Here is a 19,916-nt window from a genome sequence, read left to right as displayed (position 1 = left end):
GCGGGTCAGCCCTTGGGTTTGAGGCTTTCCGGCACGCCGGTCGCCCAGGTCACGTCCTCGTAGTCCGGCTCCTTGATCCAGCCGGCGTCGAGGGCGTCGTCGACGATGCCGTGCCAGTTCTCGGCCTTGCCGTACGACTTTCCGTCGATCTTGACTTCCCCGGTCGAGCCGACCTTTATCGGCGGAGTCGATTCCCGGTAGATCCGCAGATACTCTTCTCCCATCCTCGTGATTTCAAGGTAGTCCCTGAGGCGGAAGTACTTGGTATACCTCATCTTCTCCTCGAGTTCCGACAGGTCTGGCTGGCCGAACCGTGGATTGAGGTAGCCCAGTTCTTGGAGGCGCTTCAGCTGCTTGAACATGTCCCGGTTGGGCTCCACCAGGTCGTCGCGCTCGCCGGCCAGTTTTCTCAGGTGGCTGCGCTCGTGGCGGTTGAGCAGTCCGACGACAGCCATCTGGATCGACTTGACCGTGGATTCGATCTGGCTGATGCGCCATCGGGCCTTGAACGGACCGAATGAGAGTTCTTCCAGAGCTCCGGGACTCGCGAGTGCCAGAAAAGCCAGCACCAGCGCGCCGAACACGCCGATGATCGAAGCCCCCACATTCTGTGTACGGTTCGTCGCATTGGCGATAAATGTGTCGATGAGCATCCCGAATATGATCAGCGCAATGGCAATGGTCAATGCGTGAAGTGCTGGGACGACCCATTTAGGTGAGCGGGAAGACATCGTCGACACCACCTCTCTTCACTTGCCTGAGGCGATGAACGCGAGGTCGGCGGGAAACCTCCCCGACCTCCAGTATCCCTCCACTCCCGCGCCAACAGCGCCTCTCGGCCCGAACAGTTGTCGATAATCCTTTCCCCCTCCGCTGTTTGACGGGTCAACCAATTTTTTGGGTGGACGCCCGGTGCCCCCGGAGAGACGATGGAAATGGCTGTTCTCTCATCAGAACCATCCCGAAACGAACCGAGAGGAAGAGCCGTCATGACCATGCTGCTGATCAAAGGCGAATACAAGATCCACGGGGCGAGCCCTGACGGTGACTCAGTGCGGTTCTACCCGTCCGACCCGACGGAGTGGGACCGGCTGCAAGGCCGGCGCGTGCAGCGCAACCACGCCGGAGGCGCGCAGCTGAGACTGGACGGGATCGACACCCTGGAGACGCACTACCGCCCGCTCCACGGCCCCGAGCTGCACCAGCCCCCGCCGTTCGCCGGGGCCGCGGCCGAAGAGCTGCTCACCTGGCTGGGGTTCGAGAACGTACAGCGCGACGACCATGGCGTCGTCACGTCCGGCAGCCCCGATGCCCGGCCCGGCTACATCCTGACCCGCAACGCGGACGTGCACGGGCGGTGCGTGGCCCTGGCCGGCCGGGGCGACCCAGGACTGGGCGACAGCGGCACCTTCGTCGGTGTCGGCGTCGAGACCCTGAAACAGACGGTGAATCACCACCAGCTGACCGAAGGCCTGGCCTATCCGACCTTCTACCGCAACCTCTTCGTCGACCTGCGCGACGCCATGACACAGGCGGCGGTGCAAGCCCGGACTGCCGGGAAGGGGCTGTGGCCGAGGGACGAGACGCGCAGTGGCGCCAAGGTCGACGACCTGGCTTCGCTGACCGACTCGTCGGTGCTGCTGCCCAAGCTGTTCCGCCGCCTGGCCGACTACCTGATACTCAATGACGGGCATCCCTCACTCGCGGGCTTCCCGGCGTATCTGGAGCAGCGGGACGACCGGCTGTTCATCGTCTCCAGCGGGCAGTCCACCGGATTCGGCACCGTGGTCGACGTCACCAACGGCAACACCGTGCAGCTCACGCACGAGCCGGAAGATCTCGTCTTCGACGAGAAGTAGCCCGCGGTCGCGGGTGGGAGGCGCGCGCGTCATGCCCTCTCTCGAGCAGCTCGGCAGGGAGACCGTCCGCATCGCCGTCCGGGGGCCGTTCGGCCGGGCGCACCGGCCTCGGCGGATCGGCCTGCTGTGGTGGTGGGCGTTGCGCGGTGTCAACAAGTTCCTGCTCCTGGCGGCCGCCGCGCTCGTGCTGCTCGTCGTCCTGATCGCGACCGACCGGGACTTCGTCCAGAAGATGTCTCCTGCCGCCTGGGCCTGTGTCGCGCTCGCCGTGATCCTGCTGGCGGCCGCGTTGTGCCGCTCCCGGCCGGTCCGGATCCTGCCGTTCAAGAACCTGGCCGGTGACGACGGCACCGGACCGGCGGCCGCCGTCGCCGCGGGGTTCGCCGAGCTCCTGGACTGCGAGATCCGGCGGATCGTGGAACTGGTGCGCCAGGAACCGTTCATGACGCCCGCCGACGTGCTCAACCCGGCCGGCAACCGGGGCGACATGGTGCGCCGGTCGTCCGCCCGCGTGCCGTTCCAAACCGGCGTGGCGGCCGCCGGGCTGGGCGGAGACATCCGGCCGACGGAGGTCGGGACGCTCACCCTGGGTCCGCTCACCCTTCAGGTCGGCACCGTGATCGCCTGGCTGGAGCGGCTCTTCGGCACCACGCTGCAGGGATCCCTGGTCGAGGCGGACGGGGTGCTGCAGGCCGTCGCGACCCAGTCCGGCCTGCGCGGGGGCCGTTCGTGGTCGGTGCAGGTCGGCATCGACGGCGACCTCCGCGGCGCCGATGCCCGGCTGGCCAGGGAACTCGCGCACCGCATCGAGCTCGAGCGGCCCGGAGCGGCGGAGTCGGGTGCCGACCTCGACAGCTTCCAGCGGCTGGTGGACGGCCTGGAGAGCTATCGGCGCTTCCAGCGGGACGGGGTGCTGCAGTACCTGGACGAGGCGGAGGACCACTTCCGCGCCGCACTCGCCCACAGCCCCGGGTACGCCGCCGCGTACCACAACCTCGGACTCGTCTACCGCGAACAGCGCCGCGTCCGTACCGAGATCGACCTCCCGGTGTCGGAGGCGGTGTGGAGCGGGCCGGTGCTCATGTGGCAGAAGGCGGTCGCGCTGGACCCGGCGCTGGCTCCCGCCCGGGTGCAGTTGGCCAGGGCGTTCCTCGAGCAGGCGGACCGTCCGGACGTCGACGCCGGCAAGCGGACCGAGCTGCTGGAGCAGGCGGTCCAGGCGGCGCGCAGCGCCCTCGAGCGGCCGTCGCACACCCGCGGCCGAGAGGACGGCCTGGCCTCGTACTGGATCGGCGAGGCGCTCCTGAAGCACGGCGGCCACCAGCAGCACACGCGCACCCGGCAGTCGAACCGCAGGGTGCGACAGGCCCTTCGCTGTTTTCGGCACACGGAGCAGTATCTGATCGACGAGCGGGCGCGAAGGCTGGTGCGGGACGGCGACACCACCGCCGTCCGGCCGCTGACGGAACGGATCGCGCACGTCGTCGGCCGGGAGTCCGAGTGCTGGCTGCAACTCGCCGGCAGCGGGGGCGGCCCGGTCCGCCGGTACCGTGCCGGCCGGGCCGGGCGACGCGTGCGTACCGCGATCCGCTGGGCCCCCGACATGCCGGAACTCCACGCGCTGCGGGGCCGCATCCTCCTGCAGTACGGCCGCGAGGACCGGGCGCGCCTCGCCTATCTGGAGGCCCTGCAGCGGGACCCCCAGAACCACCACGTCACCGTGAAGGACGTCGGCAGCCTCACCGCCCTCACACAGACCAGCGGTGCGGCTCGGGACCTGGCCACCGATCTGTTCGTCCTGGCGGCCCACCAGCACCCCGACGACGCCGTGGCATGGCTCCTGCTCGCGCTGGTCGTCCCCGACGAACGGGCCGGCCGGGCGCTCGCGGGCAAGGCGCTGGCCCTCGAGCCGGACAGGGAGGACCTGCGCCGCACGGTCGACCAGCAGTGGCCGCCGGACGACGGCACCGCCCCCGGCACCCCCGGCTGGGAGAGACGCTTCAGTCTGCGCTGGGCCCGGGCATGGGCCGACGCCCGCCGGGCACGGCAGACCTTCCACGAGCCGGGCCTGCGTGCGGCACTGCGGAGAATCGAGGAACTGCGCGGCGAATCCGGGGCATCGCGGCCCGAAGTGTCCTTCACCGACCGGGAGACGGGTCTGCTGCACGCCTCCCTGGCCTTGATGACCCCTCCCTCCGACGAACAGCGCGCGCACTGGAAGTCGGCGGTCCGCCTGCTCACCGACGCCGTCGGAGACGAATCGGGTGCCCACGTGGAGAAGCCCTCGCTGTGGTACGTCGAACTCGCCGACGCGCACGCGGCCCTCGGGGACTCCCAGTGCGACGCGGGGCTCCGTGACGAGGCCTCGGACAACTACCGGCGCTCCATCGAGTCCTACGACGCCGCCGTCAACAGGTCGCCCAAGACCGTCTGCCCCCGCTACCGCACCGGTCGCCTGGGCCAGGAGCGGCTGACGGAGCTGTCCGCCGATCCGCCGGATCTGTCCCCGCGTGCGCGCGCGACGGCCGGGCGGGCCGCGGTGCACGCGCGTCAGGGCCGCATCGGCGATGCCGTACGGGACTGCCGTGACGCGTTGAAACTGGCCCCGCTGTACGCCTACCCGCGCTTCACCCTGGCCCGGCTCTACCGCGACCAGCGGGCCCAGTACGACCTGGCGGAGCAGACGCTGCTCCGCCTGATCGAGTTGCTGCCGGCGGGAGAGCAACGGGACGTCGCCCGGCTCGAGTTGGCCCGTACCTACCGCCGACAGGCCAGGACGTCACCGGACGGCGACAGCGACCTGCTCCTCGACCGGGCCCGCGAGGAGCTGGTCACGGCCACCCGCGAAGTCTCCCTGGGCGCCGGGGTGGAGGCGCAGATGCACCAGGAACTGGCCACCGTGCTCGACCTCCTCGGCCGCTCGGACGAAGCCGTCGGCGCCCTGCGCGCCATCGACGCCACGAGACAGCAGCCGGACGCCTCCCGGATCCACGAGCGCCTCGCGCGTCTGGTGGCCGGCAGTGAGCAACCCCGGGAGGTGGAGCAGGAACTGCTGGAGGCGCAGGAGGCCTGCTCGGCCCGACTGGCGACCGCGCGGGGCACCGACGAGGAACGGGCCCTGCGCACCACGCTGGTCACGCTCACGGCACGCCTGGCGATGTTCTACGCGGAGCACGGCATCAAGCTCGACGAGGCGCACCTGATGGCGGACGGGGCTCTGCGGAGCGCCTCCAGCGTCCTGGACCCCAGCGGGCTCGCGACCTGCGAGGACGCCCGCGGCTGGGTCGCCTACCGGGAAGGCCGCTTCCCCGAGGCCGTCGGGCTGCTGGAGAGCGCCGTCGAACACTCCGGCGGTGACGCCGGGGAATGGGCGCATCTCGCCTGCGCGCTGGAGGCGCGGGCACGCTCCCGCCACCTCTGGCGCCGGCGGCAGGACACCGACCGCGCCCACGACATCTGGCAGCAGGTCCTCGCGCACTTCCCCCGCAGCCCCGCCGCCGCACAGGCGAGGCACCACCTCGACCTGCTGCCCGAGCACCCGCACCCGCCACGGCCGCCGGGCTGCCGCGGCCTGCCGGTCCACCGTCTGCAAGCCACCCGCACGCCTGCCCGGAACAGGCACTTCACACGCCAGGAGGGATGATCATGACCAAGCGTCTGGTCGTCTGCTGCGACGGAACCTGGAACTTCGCCGACCAGCCCAGCAAGACCAACGTCACCAAGATCGCCCTGTCCGTGCGCTCCGGACTCGCCTCCGGCAAGGACCAGCGCGTCTACTACCACAGCGGCGTCGGCACCGACCGGTGGGACCGTCTGCGCGGCGGCGCGTTCGGCCGGGGACTCTCCCGGAACGTCCTCGACGCCTACCGCTTCCTCGCCGAGACGTACGAGAGCGACGACGAACTGTTCCTGTTCGGCTTCAGCCGGGGCGCGTTCACCGCCCGCAGCCTGGCGGGCCTGGTGCGCAACTGCGGCATCGTGCGCCCGGACCACGCCGACCGGATCCCGGAGGCCTGGTCCCTGTACCGCGACCGGATCGAGAAGCCCAACGGCGTGGCCTCCACCTTGTTCCGCCGCTCGTACGCGCGCGAGACGGAGATCCACTTCATCGGGGTGTGGGACACGGTGGGTTCCCTCGGACTGCCGGTGCCGGGCCCCCGGTGGCTCCAGCCCGTCGTGAACCGGTTCAACAGCCGCTGGGCGTTCCACGACACCGAGCTGAGCAGCTGGGTCAAGGCGGCCTTCCACGCGCTGGCCGTCGACGAACAGCGCGCGGCGTTCCGGCCGACCCTGTGGCACCAGCAGCCCGGCGCCGCCGGCCAGGGCCAGGAGCTGAGGCAGGTGTGGTTCGCCGGGGTGCACTGCGATGTCGGCGGCGGATACAAGGAGACGGGGCTGTCCGACATCACCCTGCTGTGGATGGTCGACCAGGCCCGCAGATACGGGCTGGAGTTCGACGACGAGGTGCTCAGTGCGGTCGGGCCCAGTGAGATGAAGCCGGACGAGAGCGCAGACTTCCGTGTGGAACCGGACGCCTCGGGCATGCTGCACCGCTCCCGGACGAAGCTGTACCGACTGGTCAGACCGCTGCACCGGCCCATCGGATGTGCGACGGACGACGACGGCCGACTCGACGGAAACGAGTTCCTGGCCGTGCCGGCCAAGAACCGCCACGACACGGACGACACCTACCGGCCCCCGGAACTGGAGCGCTATCTCGCCGATCAGCAACGCGTCCGACTGGAGCCGGTGCTCCTGCCGGGTGTCGGGGCGCACGCGGGGGAGGGGGACGAGGGGCGGTGGCCGCAGGAGGCGAAGCGGCCGGCGGCCGACACCCCGCTCCGCCCCGGGCGCCACCGGCGGTGACGAGCGGGGGCGGGCGACCGTCCGCGCTCACATGCCGGGGTCCTCGAACTGGTCGAGGAGGAAGTCGACCGGTGCGGGGCCCGCGACGGGGGCGGCGTCCTCGTCGAGGAGCTGTTCCGCCCAGATGACCTTGCCGTGGGACGTGTGGCGCGTGCCCCACCGCTGGGCGAACTGGGCCACCAGGAACAGCCCCCGGCCGCCCTCGTCGGTGGTCGCCGCCCGTCGCAGGCGGGGCGAGGTGCCGCTGCCGTCGGACACTTCGCAGATCAGGCAGCGCCCGAGCAGCAGCCGGACGCCGACCGGCGGGGAGCCGTACCGGATCGCGTTCGTGACCAGCTCGCTGACGATCAGTTCCGTGGCGAACCCGATCTCCTCCAGCCCCCACTCCCGCAACGTCTCCCGGCAGCGCGCCCGCACCGAGGGAACCACTGCCGGGTCCGGCGGCACGTTCCACTCGGCCACGCAGGAGGGCGGGACCATCCGGGTACGCGCCGTCAGCAGCGCGATGTCGTCGGAGGACGGGGACGGCTTCAGCGCGTCGATCACCGCCTGGCACGTCTCCTCCGGAGTCCGGTCGCCGGACCCGTCCAGCGCCCTGCGCAGCCTCTCCATCCCGACGTCGATGTCGCGGGCACGGTTCTCCACCAGGCCGTCGGTGTACAGCACCAGTTGGGAGCCCTCGGGCAGCGACAGCTCGGCGGTCTCGAACGGGCCGCCACCCAGGCCGAGGGGCGCCGAGGCCGGCACACCGGGACATGCGACCGTCCCGTCCGGGTGCACCACCACCGGCTCCGGGTGTCCCGCGCGGGCCATCGTGCAGACCCCCGCCACCGGGTCGTAGACCGCGTACAGACAGGTCGCTCCGGTCACTCCCTCGCCCTCGTGGCCGTCCGCGTCGTCGCCCGTGTCCTCCTCGTTGTCCATGCGGACGACCAGTTCGTCCAGGTTCCCGAGCACCTCGTCCACGGGGAGGTCCAGGGTGGAGAAGTTGTGCACCGCGGTGCGCAGCCGTCCCATCGTGGCCGCCGCGTGCAGCCCGTGTCCGACGACGTCGCCCATCACCAGGGCCACGCGCGTGCCCGGGAGCGGGATGACGTCGAACCAGTCCCCGCCCACCCCCGCCTCGGCGGGCAGATACCGCCAGGCGACTTCCAGCGCGTCCTGCTCCGGCTGCCCCCGCGGCAGCAGGCTGCGCTGCAGCGCCACCGCCATCGCGTGCTCCCGGGTGAACCTCCGCGCGTTGTCGATGGCCACCGCCGCCCGCGCGGCCAGTTCCTCCGCGAAGGTGAGATCCTCCGGCTCGAACGCCGGGGAATCCACCGTGCGGTAGAAGTTGGCCACGCCCAGCGGTACGTTCCGGGCCCGCAGCGGCACGGTCACCAGGGACCGCAGCCCGCACTCCAGGGCCTTCCGGGCGCGCCCCGGATCCTGTTCCCGCCAGCCGTGCGCCTGCCGCAGGTCCGGCTCCAGCATGACCCGGCCCTCCTGCAGCGTCCGCATCTGCGGGGCGTGCACCGAGAACGTGATCACCTCGCCGAGCGGGTACACCGGCATCATCCGCTGGGCGCCGCCGATGGCCGCCCGGCGCAGGTGCCGCCAGCCCTCCGCCGTCGGCTCCCACCCGCGCAGCACCGCCTCCAGCAGATCCACCGTCACGAGGTCGGCGAACTGCGGCGCCGCCACGTCGGCCAGCTCCTGGGCCGTACGCCCCACGTCCAGGGTCGTCCCGATGCCCACCCCGGCCTCGTACAGCAGTTTCAGCCGCTCCCGCGCGACCTCGGCCCGCCCCGACACCGCCGCCAGCTCCGTGGTGTCCCTGAGGGTCACCACGCTGCCTCCCCGGCCGGCCGGCCGGTACGTCGGCCGCTTGTTCACCGCCAGCAGCCGGTCCCCGGCGCGATGCACCTCGTCGGTGACCGCCTCCTGCGACGTCAGCAGGCTCAGGAGCGGCTCGGGCAGGTCCAGCTCCCGCACCGGGCGCCCCTGCACGTCGGCCGGCAGACCGAGCAGGCGCATCGCCTCGTCGTTCGCCAGCAGCAGCCGTCCGTCGGCCCCGGTGATCAGCACGCCTTCCCGCACCGCGTGCAGGACCGCGTCGTGGTGCTCGTACAACTGCGCCAGCTCCACCGGGGCCAGGCCGTGCGTCTGCCGCCGCAGCCGCCGGGACACCAGCGTGGTACCCGCCATGGCCAGCGCCAGCGCGGCCGCGCCGGTGCCGAGGATGATCGGCAGTTCCGGCAGCCACAGTGCCGCCACGTTCCGGACCGTGAGCCCGGCCGACACCAGGCCGACCACCTTGCCGCGCGGGTCGGTCACCGGGACCACCGCCTGCACGTCCGTGCCCTCTCCGGCGGGCAGCGGCGGCCCGCCGGCCTGCTCGACGACGGTACGGCCCTGCAGGGCCGGGCCGATGGTGCCGACGAACTTCTTCCCGATCTCCCGCGGATAGGGATACGTGTAACGGATCCCGTCGGTGTTCATGACGACGATGAAGTCCATGCCCGCGCGCTTGCGCGCCTTCTCGGCCCGCGGCTGCAGCACCGCTGACGGGTCCGGGCCCTGCAGCGCCCTGGCCACGCCCGGGGCGCTCGCGAACGTCTGGGCCGCGACGACCGACGCCCGTCGCCCCTGCTGCAGGGCGTCGCGCGCCGTCTGGAGCAGCATGCCCACCACCGCGGCCACCACCAGCAGGACCACGATGACGACCTGGAGAAGGAACACCTGCCCGGCCGCACTGCGCACGTCCAGCAGGGAAGCGCGACGCTCGCGCGAGCGTCCGGGTCGGGGCGGATGACGTTCCGGGCTCCGAGGGCGCCCGGAGATTTCCTCCATACACCCTTGATAGCACCACCGTGCGGGAGCCGACTCCGGGTCACCCGATCAACCTCGGTGGGCGTCCGGCGATCCAGCGTGGACAGGCGCTCACCTGAGATGCATGCGTCACATGTGCACAGTGGTTGATTGGCCGCGGTCGATACGGGAACCCGGAGTCCGTCAACCGGCCGGTGCGGACCACCAGGTCAGCGCACCGGCGGCTGTGGTCCACTCGCAGGGGAGAAGCCGTGACACCACGCCTCGGAGCAGAAGAAGAATTCCATGTCGTGGACGTGGAGAGCGGCCATCTCGTCCCCCGCGGCACCGAGTTGCTCGGCCGCCTGCGCAGACCGGGCTTCACCAGCGAGCTGCACCAGTCGGTCGTGGAGAGCAACAGCGCCGTGCACGACACCCTGGACGGGCTCTACACGGACCTCGCCGCCATGCGCAGCCGCCTGGACGCGGCGGCGGCCGACCTCGGGCTCGCCGTCGTGGCCGCGGGTACCGTGCCGCTGGTCCGGGCCGAGTCCCGCAGCGTCACCGCCGACGCCCGCTATCAGCACATGGCCGACGACTACCGCCGGGTAGCGGACGAACAGCTCATCTGCAGCGCGCAGATCCACGCCGACGTCCCCGACCGGGACACCGCCGTGCGCGCCATGTGCCTGGTGTCGCCCTGGCTGCCCCCGCTGCTGGCCCTCTCCGCCAGCTCACCGTTCTGGCTGGGCGCCGACACCGGATACGCGAGCTGGCGGACCATGCTGTGGCAGCGGTGGCCGACCGCGGGACCGGCCGGCTGCCACCCGGACGCCGCCGACTACGACCGGACGGTCGCGGAACTGATCGGCTCGGGCGTCATCAGCGACGCCGGCATGATGTACCACGACGTCCGGCCCTCCGCCCACCAGCGCACACTGGAACTGCGGATCTGCGACGCCTGCCCCCGGGTGGAGACCGTGGTACTGGTGGCGGGCCTCTTCCGGGCCCTGGTGCGCGACGCCTGCGAGCGCCTGGAACAGGCGGGCCGCCCCCTGTGCGAAGGACGCCACGACTGGCTGCGGGCCGCCACCTGGCGAGCCGCGCGCTCCGGCCTGGAGGGCCACCTCGTCGACCCCGTCAGCCGGAGCGCGGCGCCCGCCCCCTCCGTGCTGGCGCGCATGCTGGCCCGGCTGCGTCCGGCCCTGGAGGCGTCCGGCGACTGGGACGCCGTGCACGGCCTGCTGGAGGAGGCACTGGCCGTCGGAAGCGCGGCGCACCGCATGCGCCGGGCCGCCCAGGCCGAGGACCTGCTCGCCGGTGTCGACCTGATGGTCGCCGAGACCCGCGGCGAACGGCCGGCCGGACGCCCGCCGGCCCGGCCCGGCCGCCTCACCTCCCGACTGGACGCCGGGCCACAGGCGCACGACTGCGACACCGCGGCACCGGCACCGAGCGCGTGAGCCGCCCGTCCGCCCGCGGCCCACGCCCCGGGCATCCCGTGCCCGCGCGCACCGGGACACACGACCGGCGGCCCCGACCGATCAAGGAGAGTCGTACCCCCATGCACACCACGCAGGATCCCTCGACCCCCGACCGCCCGTGCCCCCGGCGCGCGGCCGGACCGCAGGCCACGCGCCGCACCGCAGAACCCGGGCGGTTCGAGGGCAAGGGAAGGAGGACCCACTGATGTGCGGGATCAGCGGGGAGATACGGTTCGACGGCGAACGACCCGACATCGCCGCGGTGGAACGGATGACCGACCGGCTGGCACCCCGGGGCCCGGACGGCCGCGGCGTGTGGTCCCAGGGAGCGATCGCGCTCGGCCACCGCCGGCTGAAGATCATCGACCTGTCGGAGAACGGCGCCCAGCCCATGGCGGACCCGCGCGCCAGGATCGCGGGCGTCTTCAACGGCTGTGTCTACAACTACCGCGAACTGCGCGACGAACTGCGCTCGCGCGGCCACCAGTTCTTCTCCGACTCCGACACCGAGGTCGTGCTCAAGGCCTACCAGGAGTGGGGCACCGAGTGCGTCCAGCACTTCTACGGCATGTTCGCCTTCGCCCTCGTCGAACTGGACAGCGGGCGCGTCGTCCTGGGCCGCGACCGGCTCGGGATCAAGCCGCTGTACCTGGCGCAGACGCCCGACCGGCTGCGGTTCGCCTCCTCGCTGCCCGCCCTCCTCGCGGCCGGCGACGTCGACACCTCCCTCGACCCGGTGGCCCTGCACCAGTACTTCAGCTGGCACGCCACCGTGGCCGCACCCCACACGGTCCTCACCGGCGTGCGCAAACTGCCCCCGGCCACGGTGCGCGTGGTCGAGGCCGACGGCACCTGGCGCGACCACTGCTACTGGCAGCCCTCCTACACCCGCCGCCCGGAGCACGCCGGCCTGAGCGCCGACGACTGGACCGACGCCGTGCTGGACGCGCTGCGCACCGCCGTGCGCCGCAGAATGGTCGCCGATGTGCCGGTCGGGGTGCTGCTGTCCGGCGGGCTGGACTCCAGCCTCATCGTGGCCCTGCTGGCCGAGCAGGGTCAGGAGGACCTCGCCACCTTCAGCGTCGGGTTCGAGTCCGAGGGGGGCGAGGACGGGGACGAGTTCCACTGGTCCGACCTCGTCGCGCGCCACTTCGACACCCGGCACCACCAGCTCATGGTGCCGTCCGACCGGGTCTCGGGGGCGCTGGAGTCCGCGGTGCTCGCGATGAGCGAACCGATGATGAGCCACGACGTGGTCGCCTTCCACCTGCTGTCCGAGCAGGTCGCCAAGGAGGTCAAGGTCGTCCAGAGCGGCCAGGGCGCCGACGAGGTCTTCGCGGGCTACCACTGGTATCCGGCGATGGCCGGCGTGCCCCGGCAGCGGGCCGCCGACGCCTACATCGACACCTACTTCGACCGGTCCCACAGCGAGCTCGCCGGCATCCTCGAGCCCGGCTTCCTGGCCGATCGGGACGCCTCCGCCGAGTTCGTGCGCGCCCACATGGCGGCCGGGGGCGCCGACACGGCGCTGGACGCCGACCTGCGGCTGGACACCCACGTGATGATGGTCGACGACCCCGTCAAACGCGTGGACAACATGACCATGGACTGGGGCCTGGAGGCCCGGGTGCCCTTCCTCGACCACGAACTGGTCGAGCTGGCCGCCGCCTGCCCGCCCGACCTGAAGCTCGCCGACGGCGGGAAGGGGATCCTGAAGGCGGCCGGACGCAAGGTCCTCCCGGCGGAGGTCGTCGACCGCCCCAAGGGGTACTTCCCGGTCCCGGCGATCAAGCATATGGCGGGCCCGGTGCTGCACCGGGTCCGCGAGGCCCTCACCAGCCCGGAGGCCAGGAAGCGTGGCGTCTTCCGTCAGGAGTACGTCGCCGAGCTGCTCGACGCACCCAACGCGCACCGCACCAGGCGAGGAGCGAACACACTGTGGCAGGTAGCGCTGCTGGAGACATGGCTGCAGACGCACGGAATCCGCTGACCGGAACGGCCCCGGGAACGCGGGAGCCGGCGCCGCCGGGCGCCGGTACCGCCCCGCAGGCGGAGCCGGACGGCGACACGGGTACGGCCCCCCACCGGACCGCGTACGGAGGGGACACCGCATGGGGTGAGGTCACGGCACCCGCGTCCGCTCCCGCCGAGCCGCACCCGGCCGGGGGCGCGACGGCGACGCTGCCGCGCGCGGCACCGGAGCGCGTGCTCCTCACCGACGCCGCCGCCCCGCACGACGTACCGCAGCGGCTCACCGCGCACGGCTGCTGGTACCCCTCCACGGACCCCGGGGGACGGCACGTCGCCTTCATCTGCGACCGGACGGGGATTCCGCAGCTGTGGACCGGCCCGGTCGACGGCGACGAGGCCCGGCTGCTGGACGCCGATCCCGACCCGGTCACTGAGGTGTCCTGGTCGCCGGACGGCCGGTGGATCGCCTACACCACCGCCCCCGGCGGCGGCGAACTCACCCGGGTCCTGTGCGTCCGGCCCGACGGCACCGGGCGGCGCCTGCTGGCCGGCGGCGAGCCCGGCGCCTCCGCCTACCTGGGCTGCTGGACCCACGACGGCTCGGCCGTCGCCGTGACGGTCACCGAACCCGCGCCCGCGGGCCACGTCCCGGCCGGCCCGGAAGCGTGGGCGACGACGGGCCTCCCTGCACCGCCCCACACCGGCGACTGGGCCGGCCGTGACGGCCGCGCCGTACTCCTCGGCGGAACGCCGCTCACCGCCGCCCCCCACGAGCGGGGCACTCTGCTCCCCGGGCCCCGCACGACCCCGTCGCGGGAACCCGGCCCGCGGGCGCTGGCGGCCTACCTCGTGGACCCCGAGGGCACCACCGCCCCGGTGCTGGTCGCGAGCGAGGCCGGAGCACCGACCCTGCGCCTGTGCGCGCTCAGCCGCGACGGCACCCTCGCCCTGTTGCGCCGCGGCCCCCGGGGCAGTCGTGAGGCGCTCGTCGTGCGCCGCGACGACCTGACCGTCACCTGTGCCGTCCGCGCCGCCGACGGCGACCCGTGGATCGGGGGCTTCGCACCGGACGGACGCACCCTGTGGCTGCGCAGCGACAGCGACCGTGAGTACGCCGCCCTGCTCGCGGTGCGGCTCGGCCCGCGGGGAGAGCGGCTGGCGCAGTGGCCGGCCGCCGCCCGCCCGGACTGCGACCTCGAACTGCTGACCCTGCACCGCGACGGCCACAGCGCCGTCCTGTCCTGGAACGTACGCGGCGTCAGCGAACTGGAGGTCATCACGCTGCCCGCCGCGCTGCCCGACGGGGACGGCAGGGTCACCGTCCAGCCGGCCGCCGGCGCCCCGGTCGGCCCGTCCCGCGGCATCGCCCTGCCGCACGAGGTGGTCACCCGCGTGGCCCTCACCTCCGACCCCGACGGTCCCGTCGTGGCGCTGTCGGGATCGCGACGGCGCCCGGGCGTGTGGTGGCTGCCGCACGCCACGGCCCGGCGCACCCCCTGGTCCTCGCGCGACGAGGACGCGGTCCCCGAGGCCGGCCACCCGCCGGTGCAGCCCTTTCCCGTCCGTCCCGTCGCCCAGGACGGACTCGCGCTCGGCGGCTGGTACTACAGGGCGCCGGGCCGCGCCCCGGGCGAGCCCGCCCCCTGCGTCCTGCACCTGCACGGCGGTCCCGAGGAGCAGGAGCGTCCCGTCCTGCAGCCCCTCTACCACGAGCTGCTCGGCCGGGGCCTGGACGTCTTCGCCCCCGACGTGCGCGGGTCCTCCGGCTACGGTCGCTCCTTCGTGGACGCGGATCTCGGCATCCGGCGGTTCGCCGCGATCGAGGACGTCGCCGCCTGCGCGGCCCACGTCGTCGTGGCGGGCCTGGCCGACCCCCAGCGGTTGGCGGTGATGGGCCGCTCGTACGGCGGCTATCTGACGATGGCCTCCCTGGTCTGGCATCCGGAGCTGTTCCGCACGGGGGTGGCGGTCTGCGGGATGTCGGACCTGAACACGTTCTTCGCCGGCACCGAGCCGTGGATCGCCGAGTCGGCCGCGCACAAGTACGGGCACCCCGACCGCGACCGCGACCTGCTGCGGGCGCTGTCCCCCATGAGCCGCATCGACGCGCTGCGCGTCCCGGTGCTCGCCGTGCACGGGGAACACGACACCAATGTGCCGGTGGGGGAGTCCCGGCAGTTCGTGCGCGCGGCGCGCGAGCGCGGCCTGGAGGCCGAACTCCTCATGCTGCGCCAGGAGGGCCACGACTTCCGCCGCGCGGACAACCGGCTCCTCTTCCGCCGGGCCGCCGCCGACTGGGTCCAGCGCCACTTGACGCGCCCTCCCGCAGCCTGACGCACCCGGCGGGGAGGTGCCGGGCGCCCTGAGGTGGCTGATGCTGGAGGGGTGGGTGGTGTCCCAGCCGGTGACCGAGCGGGCGCCTACGCCGGCGCGGCCCGCGGGGCGGTACGCGTGATGGTGGGCGCCACGGCCGGGTTCTACGCCTTCCGGTACGGGCTCGGCCGTCCGGTCGCGGCCACCTACGCCCTGTTCGCCGCCGTGGCGCTCGGCGGACTGTCCAGGATCCCCGGCACCGGGCGGCAGCGCGCCGAGGTGGTGCTGCGCGCCGTGCCGGTGTGCTGGCTGCTCGTGGTCGCCGGCACCTGGCTGTCGGTGCGCACCTGGAGCGCGGTCGCCGGCATGCTGGTGATCGGCTTCGCCCTGGCCTTCGTCGCCGTGGGCGGACCGCGCCCGGCAGGCGCGGCACCGGGCCTGCAGCTCCTGTACATCCTGCCGTCCTTCCCGCCGTACGATCCCGGCTCGCTCGGCGACCGGCTGATCGGTACGACGACCGGGCTGCTCCTGCTCACCGCCGCCGAGGCGCTGGTCCTGCCCGAGCCCGCCCCGCCCCCCTACCGCAGCCGGGCCGCGCGCGCCGCGCGGACCGCCGCCCACTGCGCCACGCTCCTCGGCGCACCCCCGTACGCCCTGACCCCGCCCGACATCTCCGGCGCCCGTGATGCGGGCCGGACACTGCGGTCCCTGACCGTGCCGGAGGCCGACCGTCCGGCGGGCCCCGGGGTGCGCGACCGGGCTCTCGCCCACACCGGTCTGGCCACCCGCGCCCTGCTCAGCCGGCTGGCGCAGCTGCCCGCCACGCCGGGCGAGGACCCCGGTCCGGCGGTGACCGCCGTCCTGCGCGCGGTGGCGGCACTGGCCGCGGCGACCGCGGCGTGCCTGGAGGCGGGACCGCCGCCGGTGGCGCCGTACCGGGACCTGGCCGCGGCCCGCGCCCACCTGTCCGCCTCGTCGGTGGGCCCCGCGGAAGGCCCCGCGGAAGGCCCCGCGGGAAGAACCGCGGAGGGAACCGCGGCAGGAACCGCTCACCGGGCGGACCTCCCGCCCGCCGTGCTGCGCCGGCACGCCGCCGTGCTGGAGATCGCCGACGCCGCGCTGGCCATGGGCACGGCGGCCGAGGTGGCCGTGCGAGGGCGGCACGCCGTGGCGGAGGTGCCGGCGGGCCGGTTCTGGTACGCCAGGAGCCGGGCGCCGGGCCTGTGGTGGCACCGGCTGCGCGGGCATGCCGAGCGGCGGTCGGTGTTCTTCCAGAACGCGGTGCGTCTCGCGGTGGCCCTGTCGGCGGCCAGACTCGTCGCCGGGGTGGACACGCTGCCGCACGGCTTCTGGGCCACGCTCGCGACGCTCACCCTGACCCGGACCACCATGGACGAGACGTGGAGCACCATCCGCCTCGCCCTGACCGGCACCTTGGCCGGTGCCCTGGTGACCGCGGGGTCGCTGGCCCTGGTGGGGCCCCACACCACGGTCTACGCCGCGGTACTGCCGCTGTGGATGCTGTTCGCCTTCACGGTGGGTCCGGTCCGCGGGGTCGGCTGGGCACAGGGTCTGTTCACCGTGCTCGTGGCCCTCGTGTTCGCCCAGCTCGCGCCGCCGACCTGGCGACTGGCGGAGGTGCGGATGCTGGACGTGCTCGTCGGCAGCGCGATCGGCGCGGTCTTCGGCCTGCTCGCCTGGCCCCGCGGGGCCCACGACGAGTTGCGCCGGGCGGCGGCGGAGCTGCTGCGCCGGGCGGCCGAGATCGTGGTGGCGGCCGGCGCCTCGGTGGCGGAGGGCGAAGCGGTGCCCGCGCCGTCGGGGGCGCCCCGCCACGGCTCGCTGCAGCACGCGCTGGTCCTCGCGGAGTCCGCGCACGCGCAGTACCAGAGCGAGCCGACGCCCTTCGGCGGCAGGAGACGCGGGACGCCGCTCCCGGAGGTCGACTGGCACGCCACGCTCATGGCCGGACACCACACCCTGTGGGGCGCGGACCGCCTGCTGCAGCCGCCGCTCGCCCGGCTCGGACCGGAGGCGGCCGCATCGGTCGGCGGGCTGGGGGACCGGGTCGCCGGGCGGATGCTGCTGGTGTCGGCCGCACTGGACCCCGGCGGAGACACCCCGGCCGCACCGATGCCGCTCGTCGACCCGGCCCAGGCGGGCTTTGCCGCCGAACCGCCCGGCGCACCGAGGCTGTACTACGCGACCGTGTCGTGGCTGCACTCGCTGATGACCGATCTGGCCCGCATCGCCCCCGGTGGAGAGGGAGCCGAGCACCAAGCGGCCTCCGGACGCTGACATGACTAAGCGCTTGGTTATAGGGTGGACCGGCAGCCCTCGCGCCAGGGAGGAACAGCCATGCCGACGTCGCACGCCGAGGCCTTCTACGAGCGGGAGGCCGACGACCGGTTCGTCCCCACCGCCTACACCCGGGGCCCGTGGGACGCCGGCTCCCAGCACGCCGGCCCGCCCGCCGCCCTGCTCGGGCTCGCCGTCGAGCAACGACCCGGCGCCCGGCCGGAGATGCGGGTCGCCCGGCTCACCTACGAGATCATGCGCCCGGTTCCCATACGGCCGCTGACCGTGACCACGCGGGTCCTGCGCGCCGGGCGCACCGTCGAGCGCGTGGAGGCCTCCCTGACACCGGACGGCGGTGAGGAGGTGATGCGGGCGACGGCTCTGCTGATGAAGACGGCACCGGACTCGGTGCCGGAGGTGTCTGCCGGCCGGCAGGTGCCAGGACCGGGGGCCGTGCCCGCGAAGGACTTCTTCCCCGTTCCGTGGGACCAGGGCTACCACACCGCCATGGAGGTGAGCTTCGCCGCCGGCTCCTTCCTCGAGTCCGGCCCGGCCACGGCGTGGATGCGCATGCGGGTCCCGCTGGTCGCGGGTGAGGAGATCTCACCGCTGAGCCGGGTGCTCACCGCCGCCGACTCGGGCAACGGCGTCAGCGCCGAGCTGGACTTCCGCCGTTACGTCTTCGTCAACGCCGACCTCACCGTCGTCCTGCACCGCCACCCCGAGGGCGAGTGGGTCTGCCTGGACGCCCGGACGACGGTGGACGGCGCGGGCATCGGCCTCGCCGAGTCCGCCCTGCACGACGAGAAGGGCCCGCTCGGCCGCGGCACCCAGACGCTGTACGTGGCGGCCCGCGGCTGAGACGCCGGGCACGGGCGCCCCGGCCGCCCCGCCGACCGGCCGGCGGGGTCACCCGCGCGCCGGCCGGTACGCGGGGGACGCGCCGCCGGAGGTCCGGACGCGGGGAGCGGGCCGCCAGGTGGCGACCAGAGCGGCGGCGAGCAGGAGCTCGGCGATGTCGCCGCCGTAGTACATGATCTCCGCGCCGCCCCGGACCTCGGGGACGGGGGAGTGGATGTCGACCCAGAAGCCGCCGTACATCAACTGCGAGACGCCCGCGTGCAGGGCGATCGCGCAACCCAGGTACACCAGGCGGGTGCGCACGCCCGGGCGGGCCGGAGCGGGGTCGGGACCGGCGATGACGTGGGCGAACAGCCAGCCCGACAGCAGGAAGTGCGCGTGCAGCAGCCAGTGCCCGGCGGGATGGGCCATGGCGGTGCCGTACAGCGGCGTGAAGTAGAGCACCACCAGGCTGCCGGTGGACAGCAGCAGGGCCACGGCCGGGTGGGTGAGCAGGCGGGCGGGGCGGCTGTGCAGCACCGCGGTCACCCGGCGGGCACGGCGTACGGGCAGGGTCCGCAGCAGCAGGGTGACCGGGGCGCCGAGGCACAGCGCGAGCGGGGCGTACATGCCGAGGAGCATGTGCTGGGTCATGTGGCCCCGGAAGTCGCGGTGGGCGAAGGGCGCGAGCGGCGGCAGCAGCGCCACGGCCGACAGGACGAGCCCGGCGATCCAGGCGGCCGTGCGCCAGGCGCTCCAGCCCTGCACCGGGTTGCGCCGCCGCGCCCGGTGGACGAGGGCGAAATACCCCCCGGCACACGCCAGCACGACGAGCAGGGGCGACAGGATCTCCAGCAGGCCGCTGCCCCCACCGGAGTGCAGGGGATGACCGTCGTGGCGCATCAGCTCTCCCGTGCCGCGCGCGGAGGATCGCCGGCGCCGGGGTCGAAGGGCCGGGCACCGCGCTGGAGGAGCAGGCCGCCGACGAGGAGCAAGGCACCGAGGGCCAGGAAGCCGAGGTCCCACCAGGTCTGGTGCGGGCCGCCGTGCACGTGGTGGATGCCCAGGATGTGGTGGTCCAGGACGCCCTCGACGAGGTTGAACAGCCCCCACCCGGCGAGGATCCACCCCCACAGCTTGCCGGACGTCCACACCGCGCGCCGGCCGTGGGTCACCCGGGAGTACAGCACGGCCAGACCGACCAGGACCGCGATCCAGCACACGGCGTGGAAGACGCCGTCCCACACCGTGTTCATCTGCAGCCCGGAGACGGTGTGGGGGTCGTAGTACTTCACGCCGATGCGATCGTGGTTGGTGCTGCTGAGCATGTGATGCCACTGCAGGAGCTGGTGCAGCAGGATGCCGTCGACGAATCCGCCCAGCCCCACCCCCAGCACGACGCCCGGCAGCCGCAGACCGTCCGCCGCCGGACCGGACCCGGTCCCGCCCACCGTCGTTGCCATCATCCGGTCTCCGTTCCCGTCGGTACCCGTCC

General features: G+C 73.3%; 12 protein-coding genes. 8 read left to right on the top strand and 4 right to left on the bottom strand.

Annotated elements, in window-relative coordinates; all coding sequences use genetic code 11:
• Positions 1 to 5: 5 nt before the first annotated feature.
• Complete coding sequence (locus tag ACZ404_RS35005; RefSeq protein ID WP_468447095.1) at positions 6 to 653, bottom strand: hypothetical protein; 648 nt, start codon at positions 651 to 653, stop codon at positions 6 to 8.
• Between the two features lie 336 nt (positions 654 to 989).
• Here ACZ404_RS35005 and ACZ404_RS35000 point away from each other — a divergent pair, with 336 nt between their 5' ends.
• The 3 genes from ACZ404_RS35000 to ACZ404_RS34990 are packed head-to-tail and all read left to right on the top strand — an operon-like array spanning position 990 to position 6,725.
• Positions 990 to 1,859 (top strand): nuclease, encoded by an 870-nt coding sequence (locus tag ACZ404_RS35000; protein ID WP_468447093.1) that lies wholly within the window; start codon positions 990 to 992, stop codon positions 1,857 to 1,859.
• Positions 1,860 to 1,890: 31 nt separating this feature from the next.
• On the top strand, positions 1,891 to 5,502 hold the full coding sequence (locus tag ACZ404_RS34995) for a tetratricopeptide repeat protein (RefSeq protein WP_468447091.1): 3,612 nt from the start codon (positions 1,891 to 1,893) through the stop codon (positions 5,500 to 5,502).
• Positions 5,503 to 5,504: 2 nt separating this feature from the next.
• The gene (locus ACZ404_RS34990) at positions 5,505 to 6,725 is read left to right on the top strand and encodes a DUF2235 domain-containing protein (RefSeq protein ID WP_468447089.1); all 1,221 of its coding nucleotides are present in this window, start codon (positions 5,505 to 5,507) and stop codon (positions 6,723 to 6,725) included.
• A gap of 27 nt (positions 6,726 to 6,752) precedes the next feature.
• On the opposite strand, the gene ACZ404_RS34985 is transcribed toward ACZ404_RS34990, so the two are convergent.
• The gene (locus ACZ404_RS34985; RefSeq protein ID WP_468447087.1) at positions 6,753 to 9,557 is read right to left on the bottom strand and encodes a SpoIIE family protein phosphatase; all 2,805 of its coding nucleotides are present in this window, start codon (positions 9,555 to 9,557) and stop codon (positions 6,753 to 6,755) included.
• Between the two features lie 230 nt (positions 9,558 to 9,787).
• Between ACZ404_RS34985 and ACZ404_RS34980 the strand changes: the two genes are divergently transcribed.
• The 5 genes from ACZ404_RS34980 (at position 9,788) to ACZ404_RS34960 (ending at position 18,442) form a co-directional block, all read left to right on the top strand.
• Complete coding sequence (locus tag ACZ404_RS34980) at positions 9,788 to 10,978, top strand: carboxylate-amine ligase (protein WP_468447085.1); 1,191 nt, start codon at positions 9,788 to 9,790, stop codon at positions 10,976 to 10,978.
• Positions 10,979 to 11,204: 226 nt separating this feature from the next.
• Positions 11,205 to 12,989, top strand: a complete 1,785-nt coding sequence (locus ACZ404_RS34975; RefSeq protein WP_468447083.1) for an N-acetylglutaminylglutamine amidotransferase — start codon at positions 11,205 to 11,207, stop codon at positions 12,987 to 12,989.
• Entirely contained in the window at positions 12,962 to 15,304 is a 2,343-nt protein-coding gene (locus ACZ404_RS34970) for a S9 family peptidase (protein WP_468447081.1), read from the top strand. The genes ACZ404_RS34975 and ACZ404_RS34970 overlap by 28 nt, the downstream gene beginning before the upstream one ends.
• Before the next feature lie 51 nt (positions 15,305 to 15,355).
• Entirely contained in the window at positions 15,356 to 17,581 is a 2,226-nt protein-coding gene (locus ACZ404_RS34965) for an FUSC family protein (protein WP_468447080.1), read from the top strand.
• A gap of 60 nt (positions 17,582 to 17,641) precedes the next feature.
• Positions 17,642 to 18,442 carry a thioesterase family protein gene (locus ACZ404_RS34960; RefSeq protein WP_468447078.1) on the top strand — a complete coding sequence of 267 codons (801 nt, stop codon included), beginning with the start codon at positions 17,642 to 17,644 and terminating at the stop codon, positions 18,440 to 18,442.
• A 48-nt stretch (positions 18,443 to 18,490) separates the two neighbouring features.
• On the opposite strand, the gene ACZ404_RS34955 is transcribed toward ACZ404_RS34960, so the two are convergent.
• Together ACZ404_RS34955 and ACZ404_RS34950 are read right to left on the bottom strand one after the other, a co-directional pair.
• On the bottom strand, positions 18,491 to 19,324 hold the full coding sequence (locus ACZ404_RS34955; RefSeq protein ID WP_468447075.1) for a cytochrome c oxidase assembly protein: 834 nt from the start codon (positions 19,322 to 19,324) through the stop codon (positions 18,491 to 18,493).
• Entirely contained in the window at positions 19,324 to 19,884 is a 561-nt protein-coding gene (locus ACZ404_RS34950; protein ID WP_468447073.1) for a DUF2243 domain-containing protein, read from the bottom strand. Before ACZ404_RS34950 ends, ACZ404_RS34955 begins: the two co-directional genes overlap by 1 nt.
• Between the last annotated feature and the right edge of the window lie 32 nt (positions 19,885 to 19,916).

This window comes from Streptomyces sp. NPDC030798, assembly GCF_055572275.1.
This window is presented reverse-complemented; position numbering and strand designations above follow the sequence as displayed.

Excerpts from the sequence above, each read along its gene's own strand:
- ACZ404_RS35000 (WP_468447093.1), top strand. The coding sequence starts at position 990 with ATGACCATGCTGCTGATCAAAGGCGAATACAAGATCCACGGGGCGAGC.
- ACZ404_RS34955 (WP_468447075.1), bottom strand. The coding sequence starts at position 19,324 with ATGCGCCACGACGGTCATCCCCTGCACTCCGGTGGGGGCAGCGGCCTG.
- ACZ404_RS34975 (WP_468447083.1), top strand. The coding sequence starts at position 11,205 with ATGTGCGGGATCAGCGGGGAGATACGGTTCGACGGCGAACGACCCGAC.
- ACZ404_RS34970 (WP_468447081.1), top strand. The coding sequence starts at position 12,962 with ATGGCTGCAGACGCACGGAATCCGCTGACCGGAACGGCCCCGGGAACG.
- ACZ404_RS34990 (WP_468447089.1), top strand. The coding sequence starts at position 5,505 with ATGACCAAGCGTCTGGTCGTCTGCTGCGACGGAACCTGGAACTTCGCC.
- ACZ404_RS34985 (WP_468447087.1), bottom strand. The coding sequence starts at position 9,557 with ATGGAGGAAATCTCCGGGCGCCCTCGGAGCCCGGAACGTCATCCGCCC.
- ACZ404_RS34950 (WP_468447073.1), bottom strand. The coding sequence starts at position 19,884 with ATGGCAACGACGGTGGGCGGGACCGGGTCCGGTCCGGCGGCGGACGGT.
- ACZ404_RS34960 (WP_468447078.1), top strand. The coding sequence starts at position 17,642 with ATGCCGACGTCGCACGCCGAGGCCTTCTACGAGCGGGAGGCCGACGAC.
- ACZ404_RS34995 (WP_468447091.1), top strand. The coding sequence starts at position 1,891 with ATGCCCTCTCTCGAGCAGCTCGGCAGGGAGACCGTCCGCATCGCCGTC.
- ACZ404_RS35005 (WP_468447095.1), bottom strand. The coding sequence starts at position 653 with ATGCTCATCGACACATTTATCGCCAATGCGACGAACCGTACACAGAAT.